At 41.0% G+C, this 18,080-nt stretch carries 16 protein-coding genes; 9 read left to right on the top strand and 7 right to left on the bottom strand.

The window, feature by feature from the left end:
- A partial coding sequence (locus V7K73_RS24135) for a tetratricopeptide repeat protein (RefSeq protein WP_334883766.1) occupies nt 1–483 on the top strand: 483 nt, incomplete at its 5' end.
- A gap of 692 nt (nt 484–1,175) precedes the next feature.
- On the opposite strand, the gene mnmA is transcribed toward V7K73_RS24135, so the two are convergent.
- Entirely contained in the window at nt 1,176–2,231 is a 1,056-nt protein-coding gene (mnmA, locus tag V7K73_RS24130; protein WP_334883768.1) for a tRNA 2-thiouridine(34) synthase MnmA, read from the bottom strand.
- 315 nt (nt 2,232–2,546) lie between these two features.
- Here mnmA and V7K73_RS24125 point away from each other — a divergent pair, with 315 nt between their 5' ends.
- Entirely contained in the window at nt 2,547–3,407 is an 861-nt protein-coding gene (locus V7K73_RS24125) for a hypothetical protein (RefSeq protein ID WP_334883764.1), read from the top strand.
- Between the two features lie 288 nt (nt 3,408–3,695).
- On the opposite strand, the gene V7K73_RS24120 is transcribed toward V7K73_RS24125, so the two are convergent.
- Together V7K73_RS24120 and V7K73_RS24115 are read right to left on the bottom strand one after the other, a co-directional pair.
- The gene (locus tag V7K73_RS24120; RefSeq protein ID WP_334883763.1) at nt 3,696–3,923 is read right to left on the bottom strand and encodes a hypothetical protein; all 228 of its coding nucleotides are present in this window, start codon (nt 3,921–3,923) and stop codon (nt 3,696–3,698) included.
- 107 nt (nt 3,924–4,030) lie between these two features.
- On the bottom strand, nt 4,031–4,309 hold the full coding sequence (locus V7K73_RS24115) for a hypothetical protein (protein ID WP_334883762.1): 279 nt from the start codon (nt 4,307–4,309) through the stop codon (nt 4,031–4,033).
- Between the two features lie 376 nt (nt 4,310–4,685).
- Between V7K73_RS24115 and V7K73_RS24110 the strand changes: the two genes are divergently transcribed.
- Nucleotides 4,686–7,043, top strand: coding sequence for a tetratricopeptide repeat protein (locus V7K73_RS24110; RefSeq protein WP_334883760.1), 2,358 nt, complete (start codon nt 4,686–4,688; stop codon nt 7,041–7,043).
- Between the two features lie 203 nt (nt 7,044–7,246).
- On the opposite strand, the gene V7K73_RS24105 is transcribed toward V7K73_RS24110, so the two are convergent.
- Nucleotides 7,247–7,840 (bottom strand): Uma2 family endonuclease, encoded by a 594-nt coding sequence (locus tag V7K73_RS24105; RefSeq protein ID WP_334883758.1) that lies wholly within the window; start codon nt 7,838–7,840, stop codon nt 7,247–7,249.
- An 85-nt stretch (nt 7,841–7,925) separates the two neighbouring features.
- Here V7K73_RS24105 and V7K73_RS24100 point away from each other — a divergent pair, with 85 nt between their 5' ends.
- Together V7K73_RS24100 and V7K73_RS24095 are read left to right on the top strand one after the other, a co-directional pair.
- On the top strand, nt 7,926–8,468 hold the full coding sequence (locus V7K73_RS24100; RefSeq protein ID WP_334883756.1) for a Uma2 family endonuclease: 543 nt from the start codon (nt 7,926–7,928) through the stop codon (nt 8,466–8,468).
- A gap of 109 nt (nt 8,469–8,577) precedes the next feature.
- On the top strand, nt 8,578–9,321 hold the full coding sequence (locus V7K73_RS24095) for a DUF561 domain-containing protein (protein WP_334883754.1): 744 nt from the start codon (nt 8,578–8,580) through the stop codon (nt 9,319–9,321).
- Between the two features lie 147 nt (nt 9,322–9,468).
- Here the strand turns inward: V7K73_RS24095 and V7K73_RS24090 are convergent, their stop codons facing one another.
- Entirely contained in the window at nt 9,469–10,617 is a 1,149-nt protein-coding gene (locus tag V7K73_RS24090; protein WP_334883751.1) for a DegT/DnrJ/EryC1/StrS family aminotransferase, read from the bottom strand.
- Nucleotides 10,618–10,945: 328 nt separating this feature from the next.
- Between V7K73_RS24090 and V7K73_RS24085 the strand changes: the two genes are divergently transcribed.
- A complete protein-coding gene (locus tag V7K73_RS24085) occupies nt 10,946–11,722 on the top strand; it encodes an ABC transporter permease (RefSeq protein WP_334883749.1) in 777 nt (258 codons plus the stop codon).
- Between the two features lie 28 nt (nt 11,723–11,750).
- Nucleotides 11,751–12,362, top strand: a complete 612-nt coding sequence (locus V7K73_RS24080) for a hypothetical protein (protein WP_334883747.1) — start codon at nt 11,751–11,753, stop codon at nt 12,360–12,362.
- 330 nt (nt 12,363–12,692) lie between these two features.
- Here the strand turns inward: V7K73_RS24080 and V7K73_RS24075 are convergent, their stop codons facing one another.
- Nucleotides 12,693–14,438: a hypothetical protein gene (locus V7K73_RS24075; RefSeq protein ID WP_334883745.1), complete on the bottom strand. Its 1,746-nt coding sequence runs from the start codon at nt 14,436–14,438 to the stop codon at nt 12,693–12,695.
- A 649-nt stretch (nt 14,439–15,087) separates the two neighbouring features.
- Between V7K73_RS24075 and V7K73_RS24070 the strand changes: the two genes are divergently transcribed.
- Together V7K73_RS24070 and V7K73_RS24065 are read left to right on the top strand one after the other, a co-directional pair.
- A complete protein-coding gene (locus V7K73_RS24070; protein ID WP_334883743.1) occupies nt 15,088–16,314 on the top strand; it encodes a succinate--CoA ligase subunit beta in 1,227 nt (408 codons plus the stop codon).
- 122 nt (nt 16,315–16,436) lie between these two features.
- Nucleotides 16,437–17,318: a succinate--CoA ligase subunit alpha gene (locus tag V7K73_RS24065; protein WP_334883741.1), complete on the top strand. Its 882-nt coding sequence runs from the start codon at nt 16,437–16,439 to the stop codon at nt 17,316–17,318.
- Between the two features lie 2 nt (nt 17,319–17,320).
- Here the strand turns inward: V7K73_RS24065 and V7K73_RS24060 are convergent, their stop codons facing one another.
- A complete protein-coding gene (locus V7K73_RS24060) occupies nt 17,321–17,812 on the bottom strand; it encodes a DUF1499 domain-containing protein (protein WP_334883739.1) in 492 nt (163 codons plus the stop codon).
- Between the last annotated feature and the right edge of the window lie 268 nt (nt 17,813–18,080).

The following is an 18,080-nucleotide window of genomic DNA, read 5'->3' as shown; positions in this document are numbered from 1 at the left end:
GTTTTGCAGTTCCTCAAACGCAGTGATGAAGCATTACAACGCTACGAAACCGCTTTGTCATTTTACCGCGACATCGGCGATCGCTTGGGGGAAGCTAACATCCTGCAAGAATTCGGTAAGTTGCAAGAAAATCGCCAGCAAGCACTAGAATATCTCCAGCAAGCACAAAACCTCTACATCCAAATTGGCCATATCTACAGTCAAAGTCGTAACCTGGCATATTTTATCGCCAATGCACAGTTAAACATGGGAGACTCAGAAGCTGCAATTAATTCTTTAACTCATGCGGCTGAACTCGCCACCACCATTAACTATGCACCAATCCAAGAATACGCCCAAACTCTCATAGCCGAAATCAACTCTACGCCCACACCAACAGGGGGAATAAAAGAGAGGTTCATCCAATTTATCCAGCAGCGTTGGGTAAAATTCGCATTCGGTTTTCTTGTTGGTTTAATTGCTTTTCTACTGCTGCGTCGCTAAGTCGAAAATTAGTAACAAATATCTTTGGAGAAAGTGGTATATATGGGCGCACCTTTTCCATTATTTATATAATACCCTGTAAACTGCTAAAAAGTCAAGCAACTTACCGACGCTCTAAGGGGGAAAATTCAAAGTCTCTCTCTTTAAAAGACTTAGGCACTCAAAACCTGAAACCTCGATCCCCCCGAGCAAACCTTAAAAAGGGAGGGATTTGAAAGAGCCAACTTTTATAAGGGGGTTGGGGGATCTCTTATACGTAAGTCCTATCTTTAAAGAAAGAGAGAAATAGAAGTGAGGTTTTCCAGATCCCGTGAAAAGTCAGGTTGAGCCTTTGGCAATTCTATAAAAGGCGATTATTACGAAAATTATGGTTTTGGTGATGAAAAACATGTTTTTGTTGATGAAAAGGCTATTATTCAATACGGTTCGGTTAAGTAGGTGGGCGGAAATAATCATCACTGGCTCGTAGTTGCGCTTTAGCGCTAAAGCGCAACTACGAGCCAAATACAGAAACTTTACTTTTCGTTACATAGTTTGGTTTTATCTTGCCTACCTACTTAAGCGAAAAGACGCAATAAATCGCCGTCTCAACAAAGGGCTGATTCTCATACCAATTTAAAAATAAAAATACCCCTCCTTACAAGTGAGGAAGGGTGGTTTTGCTTTATGCCAAAACAGGGTAAGAGTTATTTTTAACTAAACTGTTCAATTATTCCGCCACCTAAGACTTTTTCCCCGTCGTACCATACCGCCGCTTGTCCGGGAGTGATGCTGATTTGGGGTTCATCAAACACCAAACGCACACGGTAATTTTCCAACGGAATCACCGTCGCTGGTGTAGGCGTTGAACGATAGCGAATTTGCACATCGGCGTGAATTGGAGTCGATGCTTGGGCAATGGAAACCCAATTTACCCGATTTACAGTGCATTCTGGCTGAGTTACTTTGGTGCGATCGCCTACTACTACTTTATTATTTTCTGCATCTAATTCAATCACATACAACGGTTCGGCAGCAGCAATCCCCAAACCTTTGCGCTGACCAATGGTATAATGATGCACACCATCATGCTGTCCCAAAACTTTGCCTGTAACATCGACAATATCGCCTGTTTTGGCAGCTAAATATTTATCCAAAAATCCCCGCATGGAACCGTTACTTTCCACTAAGCATAAGTCTTGACTTTCTGGTTTGTCAGCAGTTTTCAGTCCGTATTCAGTTGCAATGCGGCGCGTGTCAGTTTTTTCGAGTTCCCCCAGAGGAAATATCGTTGCTCTTAGTAAATCTTGAGACAAATCATAGAGAAAGTATGACTGGTCTTTGTTGCGGTCAACAGCCCTTAATAATTGGTAACGTCTTGTTGCTTGGTCATAGTTAATTCGGGCATAATGACCAGTGGCAATGCGATCGCACGCCAATTGTTCACGAGCATACTGCACCATTGGCCCAAACTTCACCGTTTTATTGCACTGTGAGCAAGGCAAAGGCGTGATTCCAGCACTGTAACCAGTCACCAGATAATCGACAATCTGCGTCTGAAAGAGATCCCGAATATCGACAATTTGATGGGGAACGCCCAGTTGTTCACAGAGTTCAGCCGCGTCGATCATACCTTCAGAGCAACATTGACCTTTGCCTTTCATTAGCCAAAGAGTCAAACCAATCACTTCATAGCCCTGATGGTGCAGGATAGCGGCGGCGGTGGAACTGTCAACGCCACCAGAAAGACCAACGACGACTTTTTTCATACATTGCACGACACGATATGCGTGGTTGTCCAATTGTAGCACACACACTTTCAAAGCCTTGCTCTCACTGCACTTCAGTTTTAAAGGAACAGAATTAGCGATCGCAAAACTACAGTAGTAGGGGCAATTCATCAATTGCCTCTACCGTAAAATCATTCTTTTCGGCTATTGTTTGGGTAAGTCCTGTCAATTAACGACGCCGAATAGCCCGTCGTAAGTAAGTGGGGTTGCCGATCAAAATTATTTAAAAATACTTTGATTACTTTCTAAAGTACTATGTCGAGAGGATTACCAAATCAATTGATCTCATTACAGATGCTGCGTCGAAGTTCTGAGGGTTGGAAGCCCACTATAAAACTTCTCCCCTTGTTAGTGGGAGGATGGTTACTGCTGATTCCCAACAACGTGCTACTAGCAGGGCAAGCAGGTGAAACTTTACCGCCACCGCCAATTCCCTTTGGTCAACAGCCATCACCGCAGTTACAACCTGTAGAGGAGAGTCAAATTGAGCAAAACTTTCAGCCTTCGCAACCATTGCAAAACAATCAGTATGGGCAAGATTTTCAGCCTTCGCAACCATTGCAAAACAATCAGTATGGGCAAGATTTTCAGCCCTCTCAACCTGCACAGTTTAGTCAAAACCAGAACTTTGAGCGCTACTTAGTTTACGTAGATGGTAGTGATTTCCAGACGCTACAAGCAATCCGTCAGATTGAACCCGGTGCTTATATACGCCAGTACCAAGGACGGAATGTAATTCAATCAGGAGTTTTTAGCAGAGTATCTAACGCCCAACAACGGGTGAGTGAGTTACAGTCACGAGGCATATATAACGCCCGAATTATCAGCTTCGCTAACGAACAGGAAATAGATCCAGGTAATGGAAGTTATAGAGGCGATCGCAATAATATAAATCCTCCAAAGCAAGGCTCTAGATATTATGTCGTGATTCCAGCCACTCAAGAACAGTTGCCTGCGATCGCAGAACAAATTAGGCAGAATCTAGCCCGATTTAGCCCAGGTTTAGGACGATCTGGCGGAGTCCTCGAAAGAACGCAACCACGAGGCCCACACATAGCAGTCGGCCCTTTCTCCGATCGATTCCAAGCTGGGGAATGGAATAAGTATCTGCAAAATATAGGATACAAAAATGCCAGGGTTTACTACGGCAAATAAATAAGTTAGGAGTAAGATGAATCTCTAGGAGATTTATTTTATCTAAATTCATCATTTGCGATCGCAAATGATGAAACCCTCTTTGCCGAGATAATCCTGCATGTATTTGATCTCAACTCCCAACCCCCAACCCCCAACCCCCAACCCCCAACTCCCAACTCCCAACTCCCAACTCCCCACTCCCAACCCCTAACTCCCAACTCCCAACTCCCAACTCCTAACTCCCCACTCCCAACTCCCAACTCCTAACTCCTAACTCCTAACTCCTAACTCCCCCTCCCCCGATTTTTAACGTAGGGATTCAATAATTACTGTTGTTGTAATTAAACACAACAGGATGATTCCCAGTGGCAGCAAAAACTGTTGTAAAAGGTACAGTAGTATGGGTATGATTTGTAACATGCCTAAACCACTGGATAGAACATAAGCGATCGCAATGCCAACTAGCACCAGCAAGAAATATTTCAAGGATTTAGAGGCAAAGCGAAATAGAAGCGTATCTTGATTTGAGTCCATAATTTTACTCACGAAAGTAGCTAATTTTTGAGGAGTGAATATTATTTTTGATTTCCCATTTCCCATTTAAAAAACAAGGCTATGGGAAATCATGCCCAGCCTGAAGATTAGTTTGATACCAGCATATTCACCTTCTTTGGTGAATTGTTTAAAGACTGTTGTTGTCTTTGTGGATTGTTTTGCTTTTCATAATTAGCTAATAGTTGGAACGAAATAAACAAGCCCAACAACAGCAGCAAAAATGAGCCGAAACCAGAGGAATACTTATTTATTTCGCGCTCAACACCACATTTGAGACAAACATATCTATTGGGATTTCGTGTATCTTGGGCAAAGGGACACTGATTTTGATTGCAATCATGATGACAATCTCTGTCTAACATCATTGAACCTCCTGTAGGATAATGAATTACATACTTAGTTGTAAATATGCTCTACAGAATCTAGTTAGTTAATACCCACTGCCTGTTTAGTAGACACCACTTTCATGAGTAATTAATATCGGACAGTAACAAGTAACATCAGTGATTTACTAAGCTTGCAGTAGTAACGCTCTCTAAATCTTTCCTCAACCACATTTTCTTGGCGCTTAACTTAACTTCGCCTGTATTAATTACAAGGATAATACAGCCAATAATGCTTTGCAGTCGGAAAAAGTAAGTTCCCTACCGAGTAGGAAAAAGTATTTTGTAGTATCCCAAGTAGGAAGAAGTGGTAAAAATATGGTTATAATGAATTACAAATGATACATCAAGTTAGCAAATGGGTGTAGAAGAAGCCTTAGAGTTTGTAGATAACTTGGTTTTTCTCAAGACGGGAGAACATTTAGATAAAACTCAAAGGATTGTCTTGAGTCATTTGTGGGAGGATGAAAAGCGGACTTACCAGGATATCGCCAACAACCTTCGTTATACAGAAGCGCATTTAAAAGCAGTTGGTGCAGAACTTTGGCATTTACTATCAAAAGTGCTAGGAGAGAAAGTCTCAAAATCTACCTTCCAAGGAGTGGTTCAGAGGTTTAGAACAACTCAACAGTCGCTACAAATCGCCGATATTCCAAATCTAGCGGGGAATCGCACTCAACCCCAAGATTTAGATTCTAAATTTGTGGGGCGCGATCGCCAAATAGCCGAACTCCACACCTTAGTCAGTCGGGGAGAAAAACTTATCCTGATCCAGGGTGAAGGTGGTGTTGGCAAAACCAGATTAGCACGCAAATATTTTAAAAGTCAAAAATTTAATTTTGTCCTAGAACTGTGGATGGCCACACAAATCCAAAACCTTACTCCTGTAGAGAGTGTGGTTGAAGAATGGCTACGGCGATACTTTAACGAAGAACCGGGAGGAGACTTTGGTATCAGCTTAGAACGACTACGGCGCAAACTCCGAGAACAAACTTCTAAAATTGGGGTATTTATTGATAATCTAGAAACTGCTCTCGATAAAAATGGCAAATTTCTAGAAGATCGTCGCCCTTATGTTGAGCTATTGAGAGTATTAGCAGATTCGGATGTGCATTCAGTTACTTTAGTAACAAGTCGTGAGCGTTTGCGAGAGTCTAGTGTAGAGGTTTATCTCTATCCACTCGAAGGTTTAGACGATGAAGCATGGCGAGAGTTTTTCAGCAGTTGCCATATCAATTGTGATTGTACTATTCTCAGTGAAATGTGCAGAGCTTATGGAGGTAACGCCAAAGCAATGCAAATTCTGCGAGGAGCAATATTGACAGATTTTTCTGGTGATATACATGCTTATTGGCAGGAAAATTGTACAGATTTATTAATAGAAAGAGAGTTAAAAGATTTAGTCGCCAGTCAATTTACCCGTCTTCAAGAAAATGACTTAGAAGCCTATCGCCTCTTGTGTCGTTTAGGATGCTATCGTTATCAAGATATTCCTTCATTACCTATCGAGGGAGTTTTATGTTTGCTTTGGGATGTACCAGAGCAAAAACGTAGAGGTGTAATTAAAGCTCTGCAAGATTTGTCTTTAATAGAAGCGAAAAAAGGACAATATTGGCTGCATCCGGTAATTCGTGATGAAGCAATTAGTAGATTAAGATTAGTCAGCGAAGAATGGGAATTAGTCAACCGAAAAGCTGCCGAATCTTGGACACAACGAGTTACAGCCATCAAAAATATCACAGATGCCTTAACAGCTTTAGAAGCTTATTATCACTATGTAGAAATTAGTGATTTTGAGCAAGCTGGTGATGTAATTTTACAAGGGCGAGGTAAACAGTGGAGTATAGGTTTGCCTTTGGGTTGCTCGTTTTACCAATTGGGACTGCTCCAGAAAAACTTCTCTGTAATTAAACGGATAATAGACGATATAAAATCGCCAGAAAGACTAATTAAACTTTACAATATCCTTGGGTATACATATCGAATTATCGGGTGTATTAGAGAAGCTATAGAATGTTATGATAAATCAGAAGAGGTATTAGGCAAATTAGATGTCAAGCAAACAAAAATATCTATTTTGTTCAATACAGGGCTTTGTAAACTTGAATTATGGGAAATAGAAGCAGCCGAAGATTGTTTCAATTCTGTTTGTAGCCTTGCAGAAAAGAATAGCAACCTTGATGATTATATGACTTATGCTCAATGCTGCCTAGCTTTGATAAAATCACGCTCTGGTAGCAAAGAAGATGCCTTTAATCTTGCTGAACTTGCCTTTTGTGGCATGTCATTATCAACTAGAGTGACTTTATGGGGAATAGGGCATAGTTTAGTAACTCTCTGCTTAACTTATAAAAATTTAGGTAATCTAAAAAAATCCTTTGAATTGTGCCAACGAGCTATATTTCATTCTGAACAAAATAACTTTACCCAGATTAAGGCGAAAGCGATAAGTTGTCTAGCTGAACTTTTTCGAGAACAGAGAGAATTTGCCAGAGCAATTTTTCATCATTCAGAAGCGATAGAAATTCTTGATAAAATTGGTGCTAAATCAGACTTGGCTGAGGCTTATTATCAGTTGGCATTGACTCATAAAACAATGGGTGAAATTGCTCAAAGTAGGGAAAATTTTGTGCAAGCGATCGCACTTTTTAACGAAATGCAAGCACCCAAGCAAGTTGAGAAGGTTCAAACAGCAATGGAGTGTTTTGAAAAATAAGCAATACTATTTGAATTTAATTAATGCTTATTCTTGTTTAAGTGGGTAGGCATAATTAAATATAAGATCAAACCTCACCCTCAATCCCTCTCCTTAGTAAGGAGAGGGAAGCCGGAGGCAGGGTGAGGTTTTATATTTAATTTGACCCACTTACTTATATTTTTTCATCTTTAATCTAAATACCCGTTACAAACAAAACTTAATTACGAATTACGAATTACCTGACTAAACTCATTGACTGCATCATATTGATCGGCCATGCGCGAATACTGGGCTAGCAATTCTATATCTAAGTCTGGGAAAAAAGAACTTTTGGAGGCTTTTTCATATTCCTCATCTCGCAAACAATATACCGAAAGTAGCCCATCTTCCCAAAACCAGACTTCTGGAACTTTCAGACGCTTGTATATCTCCAACTTATTAATTCCGCCACTGGTGACAGTAATTTCAATAATCAAATCTGGAATCGGTTTTTTAGCCCCAAAGTTATAAGACTCATCTGGTTCTCGTCGCGTACCATCTTTGCGTTTGCCGAGTGTAGCACTTCCTCTAACGTAGAAACGAATTTTCTTTTCTCTCAAATATGCTTCTAACAAAAGACTTGTAGTGCTTTTAGCATCTTCATGGTCATCGGAAACTGGGGACATAATTTCTAAAATTCCATCTAAATAAGTTAGTCTGGCACCTGTACCTTCTAGGTCTACATCTAACTTTTCTAGTTGATCCCAACTGACGTTATACAGCAAAACATAGGAAGTCTTTGGAGTGACAGGTTTGGCGATGACTGGTGAATTCATGGGGCGATCGCTCCTGGAGAGGTCTATAAGTATTACGGTATAGTAATTCTAGGCAAAATAAAGCGATCGCTCCTAAAGAGGTTTTATGTCCCTGACGCTTGAAGACTTGGAACAAATGCAGCAAGAGCATCCCGACTATCGCATGGAACTAGTCAAGGGTAATATTATTGTTATGAGTCCATCAGGATACGAATCAGATGAGGTCGCAGCTGAGATGGTAGCCCAGTTACGTAACTGGGTTAGACCGCGCAAACTGGGACGAACAGCAGCTTCTAGCGCCGGTTTCAGATTGCCAAATTCAAATTTACGCGCACCGGATGCCTCATTTGTTTTAGCCGAACGCTTGCGTCGTAGTCCAAAGTCTTTTGCTCAATTGGCTCCCGATTTAACTGTAGAGGTGAAGTCCCCTAGCGATAATTTAGAGGATTTGAGAGCCAAGATTCAAGAATTTCTGAGTTTGGGAACTAAAGTAGGAATTTTGCTCAATCCAGATGAGCGGATTGTTGAAGTTTACAACTTTGGACAAGAAGCAATAATACTTCGTGATGGCGATATTTTAACAGTTCCCGAACTCCTTCCAGGATGGGAAGTACCAATTGCAGATTTGTGGCCTCTAGAGTTTGACTAGCATACTGGATAAAACTATCAAGATTTGGCAACTGCAATAGCGATTTAGTCCCCGATCATCTAAGGGACGGTAGAATATACCTAATTTTCGTAGCTTCAAAAGCCAAATTATGACGATGCATTCCACACTCCAACGTGCATTTACTAACCGCCGCGTTCTAAAAGTGATTAGCGGCTTGAATAACTTCGATGCCGCTAGCGTTGCTGCTACTGTTAAAGCTGCTGAATTTGGCGGTGCTACTTTTGTCGATATTGCCGCAGATGCAACCTTGGTGAAGTTAGTTAAAAGTTTGATAAATTTACCAGTTTGTGTATCAGCAGTAGAACCAGAAAAATTTGTGCAAGCTGTGGCGGCTGGTGCTGATTTAATTGAAATCGGGAATTTTGATTCTTTTTATGCTCAAGGACGGCGCTTTGAGGCTCCCGAAGTGCTAGCACTGACTAAGCAAACCCGCGCCCTCTTCCCGGAAATTACCCTATCTGTTACCGTTCCCCACATTTTGGAACTAGATCAACAGGTACAGTTAGCAGAAGAACTGGTGAAAGCTGGAGCAGATATTATCCAAACCGAAGGCGGTACTAGCAGTAACCCAGTTCACCCTGGAACTTTAGGATTAATTGAAAAAGCTGCTCCCACCTTGGCAGCAGCTTTTGAGATTTCCCGTGTGGTGTCAGTACCAGTATTGTGTGCTTCAGGCATTTCTAACGTTACCGCACCATTAGCGATCGCAGCTGGTGCAGCTGGTGTTGGTGTTGGTTCCGCCATCAACCAACTCAATAGCGAAATAGCAATGATTGCGGCTGTACGTGGCTTGGTAGAAGCCTTAGCGACTGCAAATGCAGTAATGAAATGAGTTAGGAGTTAGGAGTTAGGAGTTAGGAGTTAGGAGTTAGGAGTTAGGAGTTAGGAGTTGAAGGAACTTATTCATTGCTAACTTCAAGCTTCAAAATTCAAACTTTTAACTCCTAACTTCAAAATTCAAACTTCAAAATTCAAATTCCTAACTCATAACTTTTTTCAGCGCATAAATCACCTGATCTTGCTGTTGTTCTGTCAGTTCTGGGTACATAGGCAAAGATATGACTTCATGGCAAGCTTGCTCTGCTATTGGTAAGTCCCCAATTTTATAGCCCAGACTTTGATAAACTGGCTGTAAATGTAAGGGGTGGGGGTAGTAAATCATTGAACTCACGCCCTGTTCTTGCAATTGACTACGCACCCAATCTCGATATTTGGCGCTAGAACCATTTCGCCCTTCGCCGGAGATGCGAATAGTGTATTGATTCCATACCCCAATACCTTCAGGTAATTCTTGGGGTGGGATGATTCCCGGAACTTGAGACAGATACTGGTAGTAATAGTTGGCAATATTTCGGCGGCGATCGTTCCAAATATCTAAATAACGTAGCTTAATCTGCAAAATAGCTGCTTGGAGAGCATCCAAACGGCTATTTACACCGATTTGTTCATGTAAATATCTAATTCTACTGCCATGATCTCGTAGTATTCGCAGTTTAGTGGCGATCGCAGGATCATTAGTCGTTATTGCCCCGCCATCGCCGCAACCACCAAGATTTTTGGTAGGGTAGAAACTAAAGCAACCAATACTTCCAATGCTTCCTACTTTTTGATTAGCCCACATTGCCCCTGTAGACTGAGCGCAATCTTCAATTATTGACAAATTGTGAGACTGAGCGATCGCCATCAATGATGTCATATCCACAGGTTGTCCAAATAGGTGAACCGGGATAATCGCTTTAGTTTTGGGTGTAATCGCCGCCGCGACTTGCTCCACATCCAAATTAAACGTAGTAGCGTCAATATCAACGAAAACAGGCTTTGCACCCACGGCGCTAATTACTTCAGACGTAGCAATAAAAGTGAAAGGCGTTGTAATCACTTCATCACCTGCACCAATGTCCAAGACTCGTAACGCTAAGTAGAGTGCATCAGTGCCAGAATTACAAGCCACACATTGAGTAACAGTATTATAAGCAGCAAACTGTTGCTCAAAGCCTTCGACTAAGGGGCCGCCGATATAGCGGCCAGAAGCGAGAACCTCTAAGACGGCTGCACTTACTTCTGCTTCGATGGTGGTGTATTGCTGCTTGATATCAAAGGCAGGGATAGGATTTACACTTTGGATCATGAGTTCTTATTTTATTGGGAGATACAAAGGATGCACTTCGAGAGTCAATTTTTGCTAATTGAATTGTTAATCAAAAAGCAGCTACTAAAAGACTATCGCCCAAGATACGCATCTATTAGGGTTTTTACTTAAATTGTCGCGCCAGAAACTACCGCACATTTAATTTACAGATAGTAAGCATACTAGATGTTTGCCATGTTAAGGTTGTACCATTTTTGAATTTTGAATTGATAAAGGTGATATATATCAACCAAGATCCAACACATCGGCTCAAAGTTCCTCTTGTGTGGGCTGCTTTGAGAAGAAAATACCAGGAGATAGAGAACCCATGCAGGAGTTGATCAAGCTGGATTTCGTGGATTTAGCTATTGCTGTGGGATTGATGGCGATCGCCATTGGTTTATCTGCCTGGGAAAAATTAGGACTAGAGTTAAATTTAGCCCTTGCTACTGGGAGAACCATCTTACAACTACTTGTATTGGGATACATTTTAGATTTCATTTTGGCTTTGGACAATGCTTGGGCAGTTTTGGCGATATTAACAATAATGCTGACAATTACGGCGATTGTCGCACGAAATCGCATTACTCCAAAAATTCCTTATGTGTTGCCTTTGGTGTGGGGTGCAATTTTAATTAGTACCGCCCTGACAGTGCTTTACACCAACTTTTTGATTATTCAACCAGAAAGATGGTATGAACCACAGTATATAATTCCCTTAGTAGGGATAGTCTTAGGTAATGCTACCAATGCAGCTGCTTTGGCAGGCGATCGTCTTGTCAGCACCATAAATTCCAGCCATCTCGAAATCGAAACCCATTTGAGCTTAGGCGCAACGCCCCAGCAAGCAGTTAGCCAGTATCGCAAAGATGCCATCAGAGCCGGATTGATTCCGACTCTCAATCAAATGCTCCTCATCGGTATGGTAGCAATACCAGGAATTACCACCGGACAGTTGTTATCTGGTGTGAAACCTTTGGATGCTGTATCTTACGAAATTTTGATTATGTTTATGGTGGCTTTTGCTAACTTGTTGACAACAGTTTTAGTCACGAAGGGGTTGTGTCGTCAATTTTTTAACTCCGCCGCGCAGTTAGTCAGGTAATGACATTTTTAATAAAAGGTAAATTAAAATGGCATTTAGTAATTACAAAAGTATTAGCGCAGTAATTAAAAAATTTCAAATAAAATATGTACAGTCTAATTTTATAATGGAAGTAGATTTTCCAGTTAAACAGTTTTTTAAAGAAGAATTAGATTTACTATTTACAGATGGAGTTATTGATAATTCTGAAGATGCTATTTGTGAAAATCTCATTTATCCAGTATTGAAAGAAGTATGGAAAAATTACCGAAGTAAATTAACGCTTTGGAGTCATGAAACATTAGTTTACGATGAAGATTTATCAGGCGTTCCAGATTATACAGTTACACAGCGAAACCCTCTGGGTACGATTGTTTTTGATAAACCTTATTTTTTGACGGTTGAAGCTAAACAAGACAAATTTGAAGAAGGCTGGGGTCAGTGTTTAGCTGAAATGATCGCAGTGCAGCGAATTAATGATGATTTTGCCAGCGAGATTTTTGGGATTGTTTCTAACGGAAAAATATGGCAATTCGGAAAGTTGATTGCTGATGTATTTACTCGGAATATAAATTTGTATCTAATTCAAGATTTAGATAAATTATTTGCAGCAGTTAATTATATTTTTCAACAATGTGAATTAAAAATACAGAAACAATAGCATTGTGTCATCTTCCGATGAAATTAGAGTAATTATTTGTTTTATTTTCCCCTTTACAACCCTTCAATTTATCGCTTATTGCGGAGGGACATCATGCAGGAATCTGTGATTTATCGTTTTATTCAAGAAGAGGCAGAAGTAAGAAAGCAACGATAAATTGCTATTAATCTTTTGCGCCAAGGAATAACAATCAACATTATTGCTTCTGCAACAGGCTTATCGGTTGAGGAGGTGCAACAACTACAACAGCAGATTACCAAATCTCCATAGACTTAAACAGAAATCGGGAATCTATATCTATATATTCCTAACTCCTAACTCCTAACTTTTCTACCCACCTAAAGTCCGCGTATAAATTACCTGACCTTGAGAATCGTAGAGAAAAAGAGACAGGCTGGCATTGTCACTAATTACAGCTAAGGCTTCCCGTAAGATTTGCAAGTGATTGGTAATGTCAACAGCAGTATCCGAGTTCTGAGAATAAGGAGTAGCCAAGTTATTTTGCCTTATTTGGTCATACTCAGGGGTTAGCCGGACAATAATTCCTGCATTGTCTATGCTAAAGGTGCAAATCCGAATTCTATTAATACAGGTTTTATCTAAGTCAGTGCGGGTTTGTTGCAAACTACTAACCACTTGTAGTTTTTCTTGTGCTTGTTTGAGGGCTGTTGAATAAGGTTCGATGAGAGACTGAGCCTGAGTGTAGTATAAGCTATCTTGGGAAATCTTTTTAGCAGTTTGCAAAGCCTGATCCCAGTATGTCGCTGCTGCAAGCCATTGGTTTTGTTGCTGATAAAGTTTGGCTTGATTGGCGGTGATACGGGCTTGTTGGTAGGTTTGTAGAGCTAATCGTTCTTTAGTAGCGCGATCGCGTGCCGCTACCAACTTAGGTTTATAATCTATCAACAGCTTTTTGGCTTCTTGGTATCCAGGGCTAGTTAGAGGAATGCTATTCAAGGCATTAATGGCCACCAGCCAAGTAGACTGCACCTTTTGCCAGTCATTCAAAGATTTAGCAGTAGCTTCCTGATTCTTGGCTGCACTAGCTATAACTTTTGCTGCCGTTAGTTTTTTTAGCCATTTTTCCTCCGTAACTATCTGCTGATTTACAGCGTGCAAACGGACACGATAATTAAATAATTTTCCTTGCACCAGCCCATAGAGTTCACTACTGGAACTTATATTTTCTAGTGGCGCTATAGCCTGTCGCCATAAGTGTTGCCTAGCTTGTAATTCCTCTAGGCTAGATACAGGAGTTTGAACTTTTTCTGTCGCCAAAGATGCCGTCTGCAAAGCCTTAACCACCTGGCTGATTTTTTCTGACCGTCCAGACAAACTTGCTTTTAGTTCTTCTGACACCTGGTAACGAGGCGACCAACTAGGAATTGCATTCAAAGCTGTACTAGCTGCCGCAAGTTGTTGTTGTACAGCTACTAATTCTTTTTCAGACTTGGCGCGGCGCATCAGTTGCGAAGATTTTGTTTTTAATTGCTCGGCATTTTGTATTTCTTTACACTCAGACATCACACAAGGGCGAGTCAATAAGTAAGCACCGCCGCCTAAGACTACAACTCCCACCAAAGCTACACCCAGCAAGATGGATTTGATTTGAGATGCTCGCTTTGAAGCCCGCAAATTCGGCGCATCTGCAAACGGGTCAAACAGTTCCTCCTCAGTCTTATCAATTGATGGAGAATAAGTAATAGCTGATGAAGAAAGGGTAGAAAAGTATTGCCCCTCTGCCTCCCCATCTCCCTCATCTCCCCACCCCCCCGTCTGCTTCAGAGCCAAGAAACATTTCGCGTAAGGGAGTTGTTCACCAAAAACTCTGAGAAAACATTGCACTCGCTGCTCTTTATTGGGTGCTAGAGACTGAAGTACTTCCTCAATTACTGCAAAGATTATCTGAGTATCAACTATTACATCTGATTCGTGTTGCGTTAAAATCATTAGCCCGTCTTTATTGACGGCACACTTAACCTCGAAGACTTCAGCCGTTGAGACTTCTACAAGTAATTGTTCCTGCAAAGCTTTGGCTAAAAGCTGTAAGTCTTCCTGCTGGACTGCTACTTTCATAGAGCTTTCCCGCTTAATTTCTATATTGTTTTGATTATTTTTAAGAGAATGAAATAAACTTTTTAGCTTTGTTGAATGCAAATGCACAGTTTAACCAACCACAGCCTGAAAATCTGAACGACCAACGTTCTAACACACATTCGGAGTTTTCACCAAAAATTAAAAAAGCAATTATTGTTCGCGTCGCTACATTTTCACAGTGCTAGATGCAAAATTAAATAATCTGTCTTCAGATGTAAATTACAAATAAAAAATGGGAATAATAGAATTTTTGAGTATTTTAACTGCATTATTTCGGGACAATAAAATACACAGGAGCTAATGCCCTGCAAGATTCTAGTTGCAGGGCAGTTGTAACAAATTTATCCAAAGGTTAAGGAAAGGATGCTAAGTCAGAGGGTTTTGACAGAAATGGTACTTATCTTCTATGCTAGGAAACTTACTGAAGAGAGAAATTAGATGTTGTGACTCTAGCACCAACAGGTTGGCTATCAAAATTAATGTGCCTCATTGGCTGAAATCGATAAAATTGATTCGTGAAAAATAAATTTTTATAGCTGCCAAAAGCTTAATTCTAAAATAAAAGTGCTGCAAAATATTAAGACAGCACTAATCAAAGGCTGGGAAAGTGTGAATACAAGGTGTATCAATGGATTTATTAGAGTATCAAGTTAAAGAATGGTTTGGCAAGATAGGCATTCCTGTATTGCCTTCCCAACGAATTGACCATCCCACAGATTTGAAACGTTTAAAAATTCGCTTTCCAATTGTACTAAAATCTCAAGTACATGGAGCGGAACGGGCAAAAGCAGGTGGTGTAAGGTTTGCGGAGACTACAATTGATGCGATCGCAGCTGCTCAAAATATCTTTAGTTTACCAATATGGGGCGAATTGCCAGAAGTTGTGCTGGCAGAATCCCAATACGACGCTAACCAGGAATTTTATCTGGCGGTGGTTTTAGATACTGCTGTTTGCCGACCAGTACTTTTAGGTTGCAAAGAAGCAGACATCGATTGGGAATCGGCTGGGGAAAAAATGCACTATGTTGTCGTAGAACAAGAATTCTCGCCATTTTATGCCCGACGACTGGCTTTGAAAATGGGTTTGCAGGGGGCGCTGATGCAGTCGGTAAGCTGCGTTGTCCAGAAGATGTACCAGTTATTTGTGCAAAAAGACCTGGATTTAGTTGAAATCAATCCCTTGGCAGTCAGTGCTACTGGTCAAGTTATGGCTCTTAATGGTAAAGTCAGGGTCAACGAACGGTCGATCAAGCGTCATCCAGACCTCGCCGAGATGGCGGCAAAAATCATCAGTCGTCATACCAGTACTGAGATAGATGGTATATCGGGTGACTGGGATGGTGTTAAAATGCACGGCAAAATCGGTATTTTAGGTAATGGTACTGGTTCAGTAATGGCAACTTTAGATTTAGTCGCTAATGCTGGTGGTAATCCAGGTCTTTGTTTAAATCTACGTCATGCTTTCCTCACAGATACTACACCAACTACTTTTTGCGATCGCCTAGAAACAGGTCTAAAAATCCTAGAGGCTGATAGCAGCATTCAAGTAATATTAATTAACTTTCTCGGTAGCATTCCTCAAACAGAGGAAGTGGTTGAAGTTATAGCCAAAATTGTGGAGCAAGACAACAGCGAACTTAACTCACAGGTTGTGCATTCTAATGGTAGTAAAAATCGGCCAGAGCAGAATTTTTCACCCTTAGTTATCCGTCTTGCTGGTTCAGAATTTGATGCTGCGAGAAAGTATTTAGCAACACTAAAAACCCACAGCAATGCACTCCTTGTTGTAGAAAATTTAGATGAGGCAGTGGCGGCAGCTGTTCGTCTGGCTAAACCAAAGGCTAATAAGAGGTAATGAGTGTCACATTTTTCAAATTCAAAATTCAAAAAAAATTGAATCAATCCGACACTGTAAATATGTCGTTTTTATGCCCAGTGTCATATACTACTGGGTTGCCAAACTTACCGTAATTTTTTATGAACCTAACGCCAGACAGCAAAGTGTTAATTCAAGGCTTTTGTGAATTTATATCAGGCACTCATGTTGCTCAAATGAAAGCTTATGGTACGAACTTAGTAGCCGGTGTCAATCCTGGATGTGGCGGACAGGAACTGCATGGACTGCCAGTATTTGACTTAGTAGAGGAGGTAATAGAACAATTAGGGGTAATTGACACAACAATTATCTGTGTAGATCCTTACGACGTGCTAGATGCGGCATTAGAAGCGATCGCATCTAATATTGGCCAAATCATTATTATCACTGCTGGCGTGCCGCCTTTGGATATGGTGCAATTACTCCGCAAAGCCGAAGCCTGTGAAACTTTGGTAATTGGGCCAAATAGTCCGGGGATCATTGTCCCAGGGAAAATTCTTTTAGGTACTCAACCAAGCGAATTTTACACTCCTGGGGCAATCGGGATCGTTAGTCGTAGTAGTACGCTCACTTACGAAGTTGCTTACGAATTAACAAAAGCAGGTTTGGGGCAGTCGATTAGTGTCAGTATTGGTAGTGATGCGATCGTCGGTTCCTCCTTTCTGCAATGGCTGCAAATACTCGATGAGGATGAAACTACAGAGGCGATCGTTTTAGTCGGTCAACCTGGCGGTGGTAGTGAAGAAGCAGCAGCCCGGTACATTACCGAAGCAATTGATAAACCAGTAATTGCCTACATTGCAGGTAGACTTGCACCACCAGGAAAAACTTGGCGTCAAACTGGGACTTTAGCAACAGTTATCGGACGAGATTCTAACTTTGGCACAGCCCAAAGTAAATTAGCTGCTTTAAAAGAAGCGGAAGTTCCAGTCGCTGAACGTCCTTCTCAGATTGCAGAATTATTGAGAAAGGAAATTAGCTAAAATCAAATATTTAGATCGCGTAGAGCCAGACGAATTTGCTCTAAACGCCTACGATTAACACCAAGATCCGACTCTCCCACGCGAGCCGCCGATCGCACATGAATTACTGACTCATTCGGAGGGAAATAAAACTCTACATCATCAATAAATTTGAAGATGCGGCTTTTAGAAAGAGCGTGGATGTAATTATCTGTCTGTTCTATAATTTCTGTGCGTGGAACAACGGTGAGAGCTTTGAGTAAGGTTTTTCGTGCTGCATTGCGATCTATATGATAGGCAATTGGGTTAATGGCATGTTTGGAATCGCCATTTTGACTAACAACACAGTTGTCTGAAGCCGGACAAGAACTAAGATGACCATTATTAACTCCCAAACCGGAAGAGGCAGCCCAAGTGGCGGCAGGAAGTATTAAACTATTAATCAAAGTTAGCAATATTACAAAAGCGATACTCCGCAGGAGTCGCCGTGCGAAAGCTGTTAGCAGATGAAACATTATAAATTCACTCCTCAAAGTTTGAATAGCAGACAATCTCTAAATACTGAATCGGTATTCTAAGTAAGTGGGTCAAATTAAATATAAAACCTCACCCTCATTCCCTCCAGCTTCCCTCTCCTTAATAAGGAGAGGGATTGAGGGTGAGGTTTGATCTTATATTTAATTACCCCTAAGTAGGTAGGCAAGATAAAACCAAAGTATGTAACGAAAAGTAAAATCTCTGTATTTGGCTCGTAGTTGCGCTTTAGCGCTAAAGCGCAACTAC

Source organism: Nostoc sp. (genome assembly GCF_036916975.1).
Lineage (GTDB): Bacteria > Cyanobacteriota > Cyanobacteriia > Cyanobacteriales > Nostocaceae > Nostoc.
This window is presented reverse-complemented; position numbering and strand designations above follow the sequence as displayed.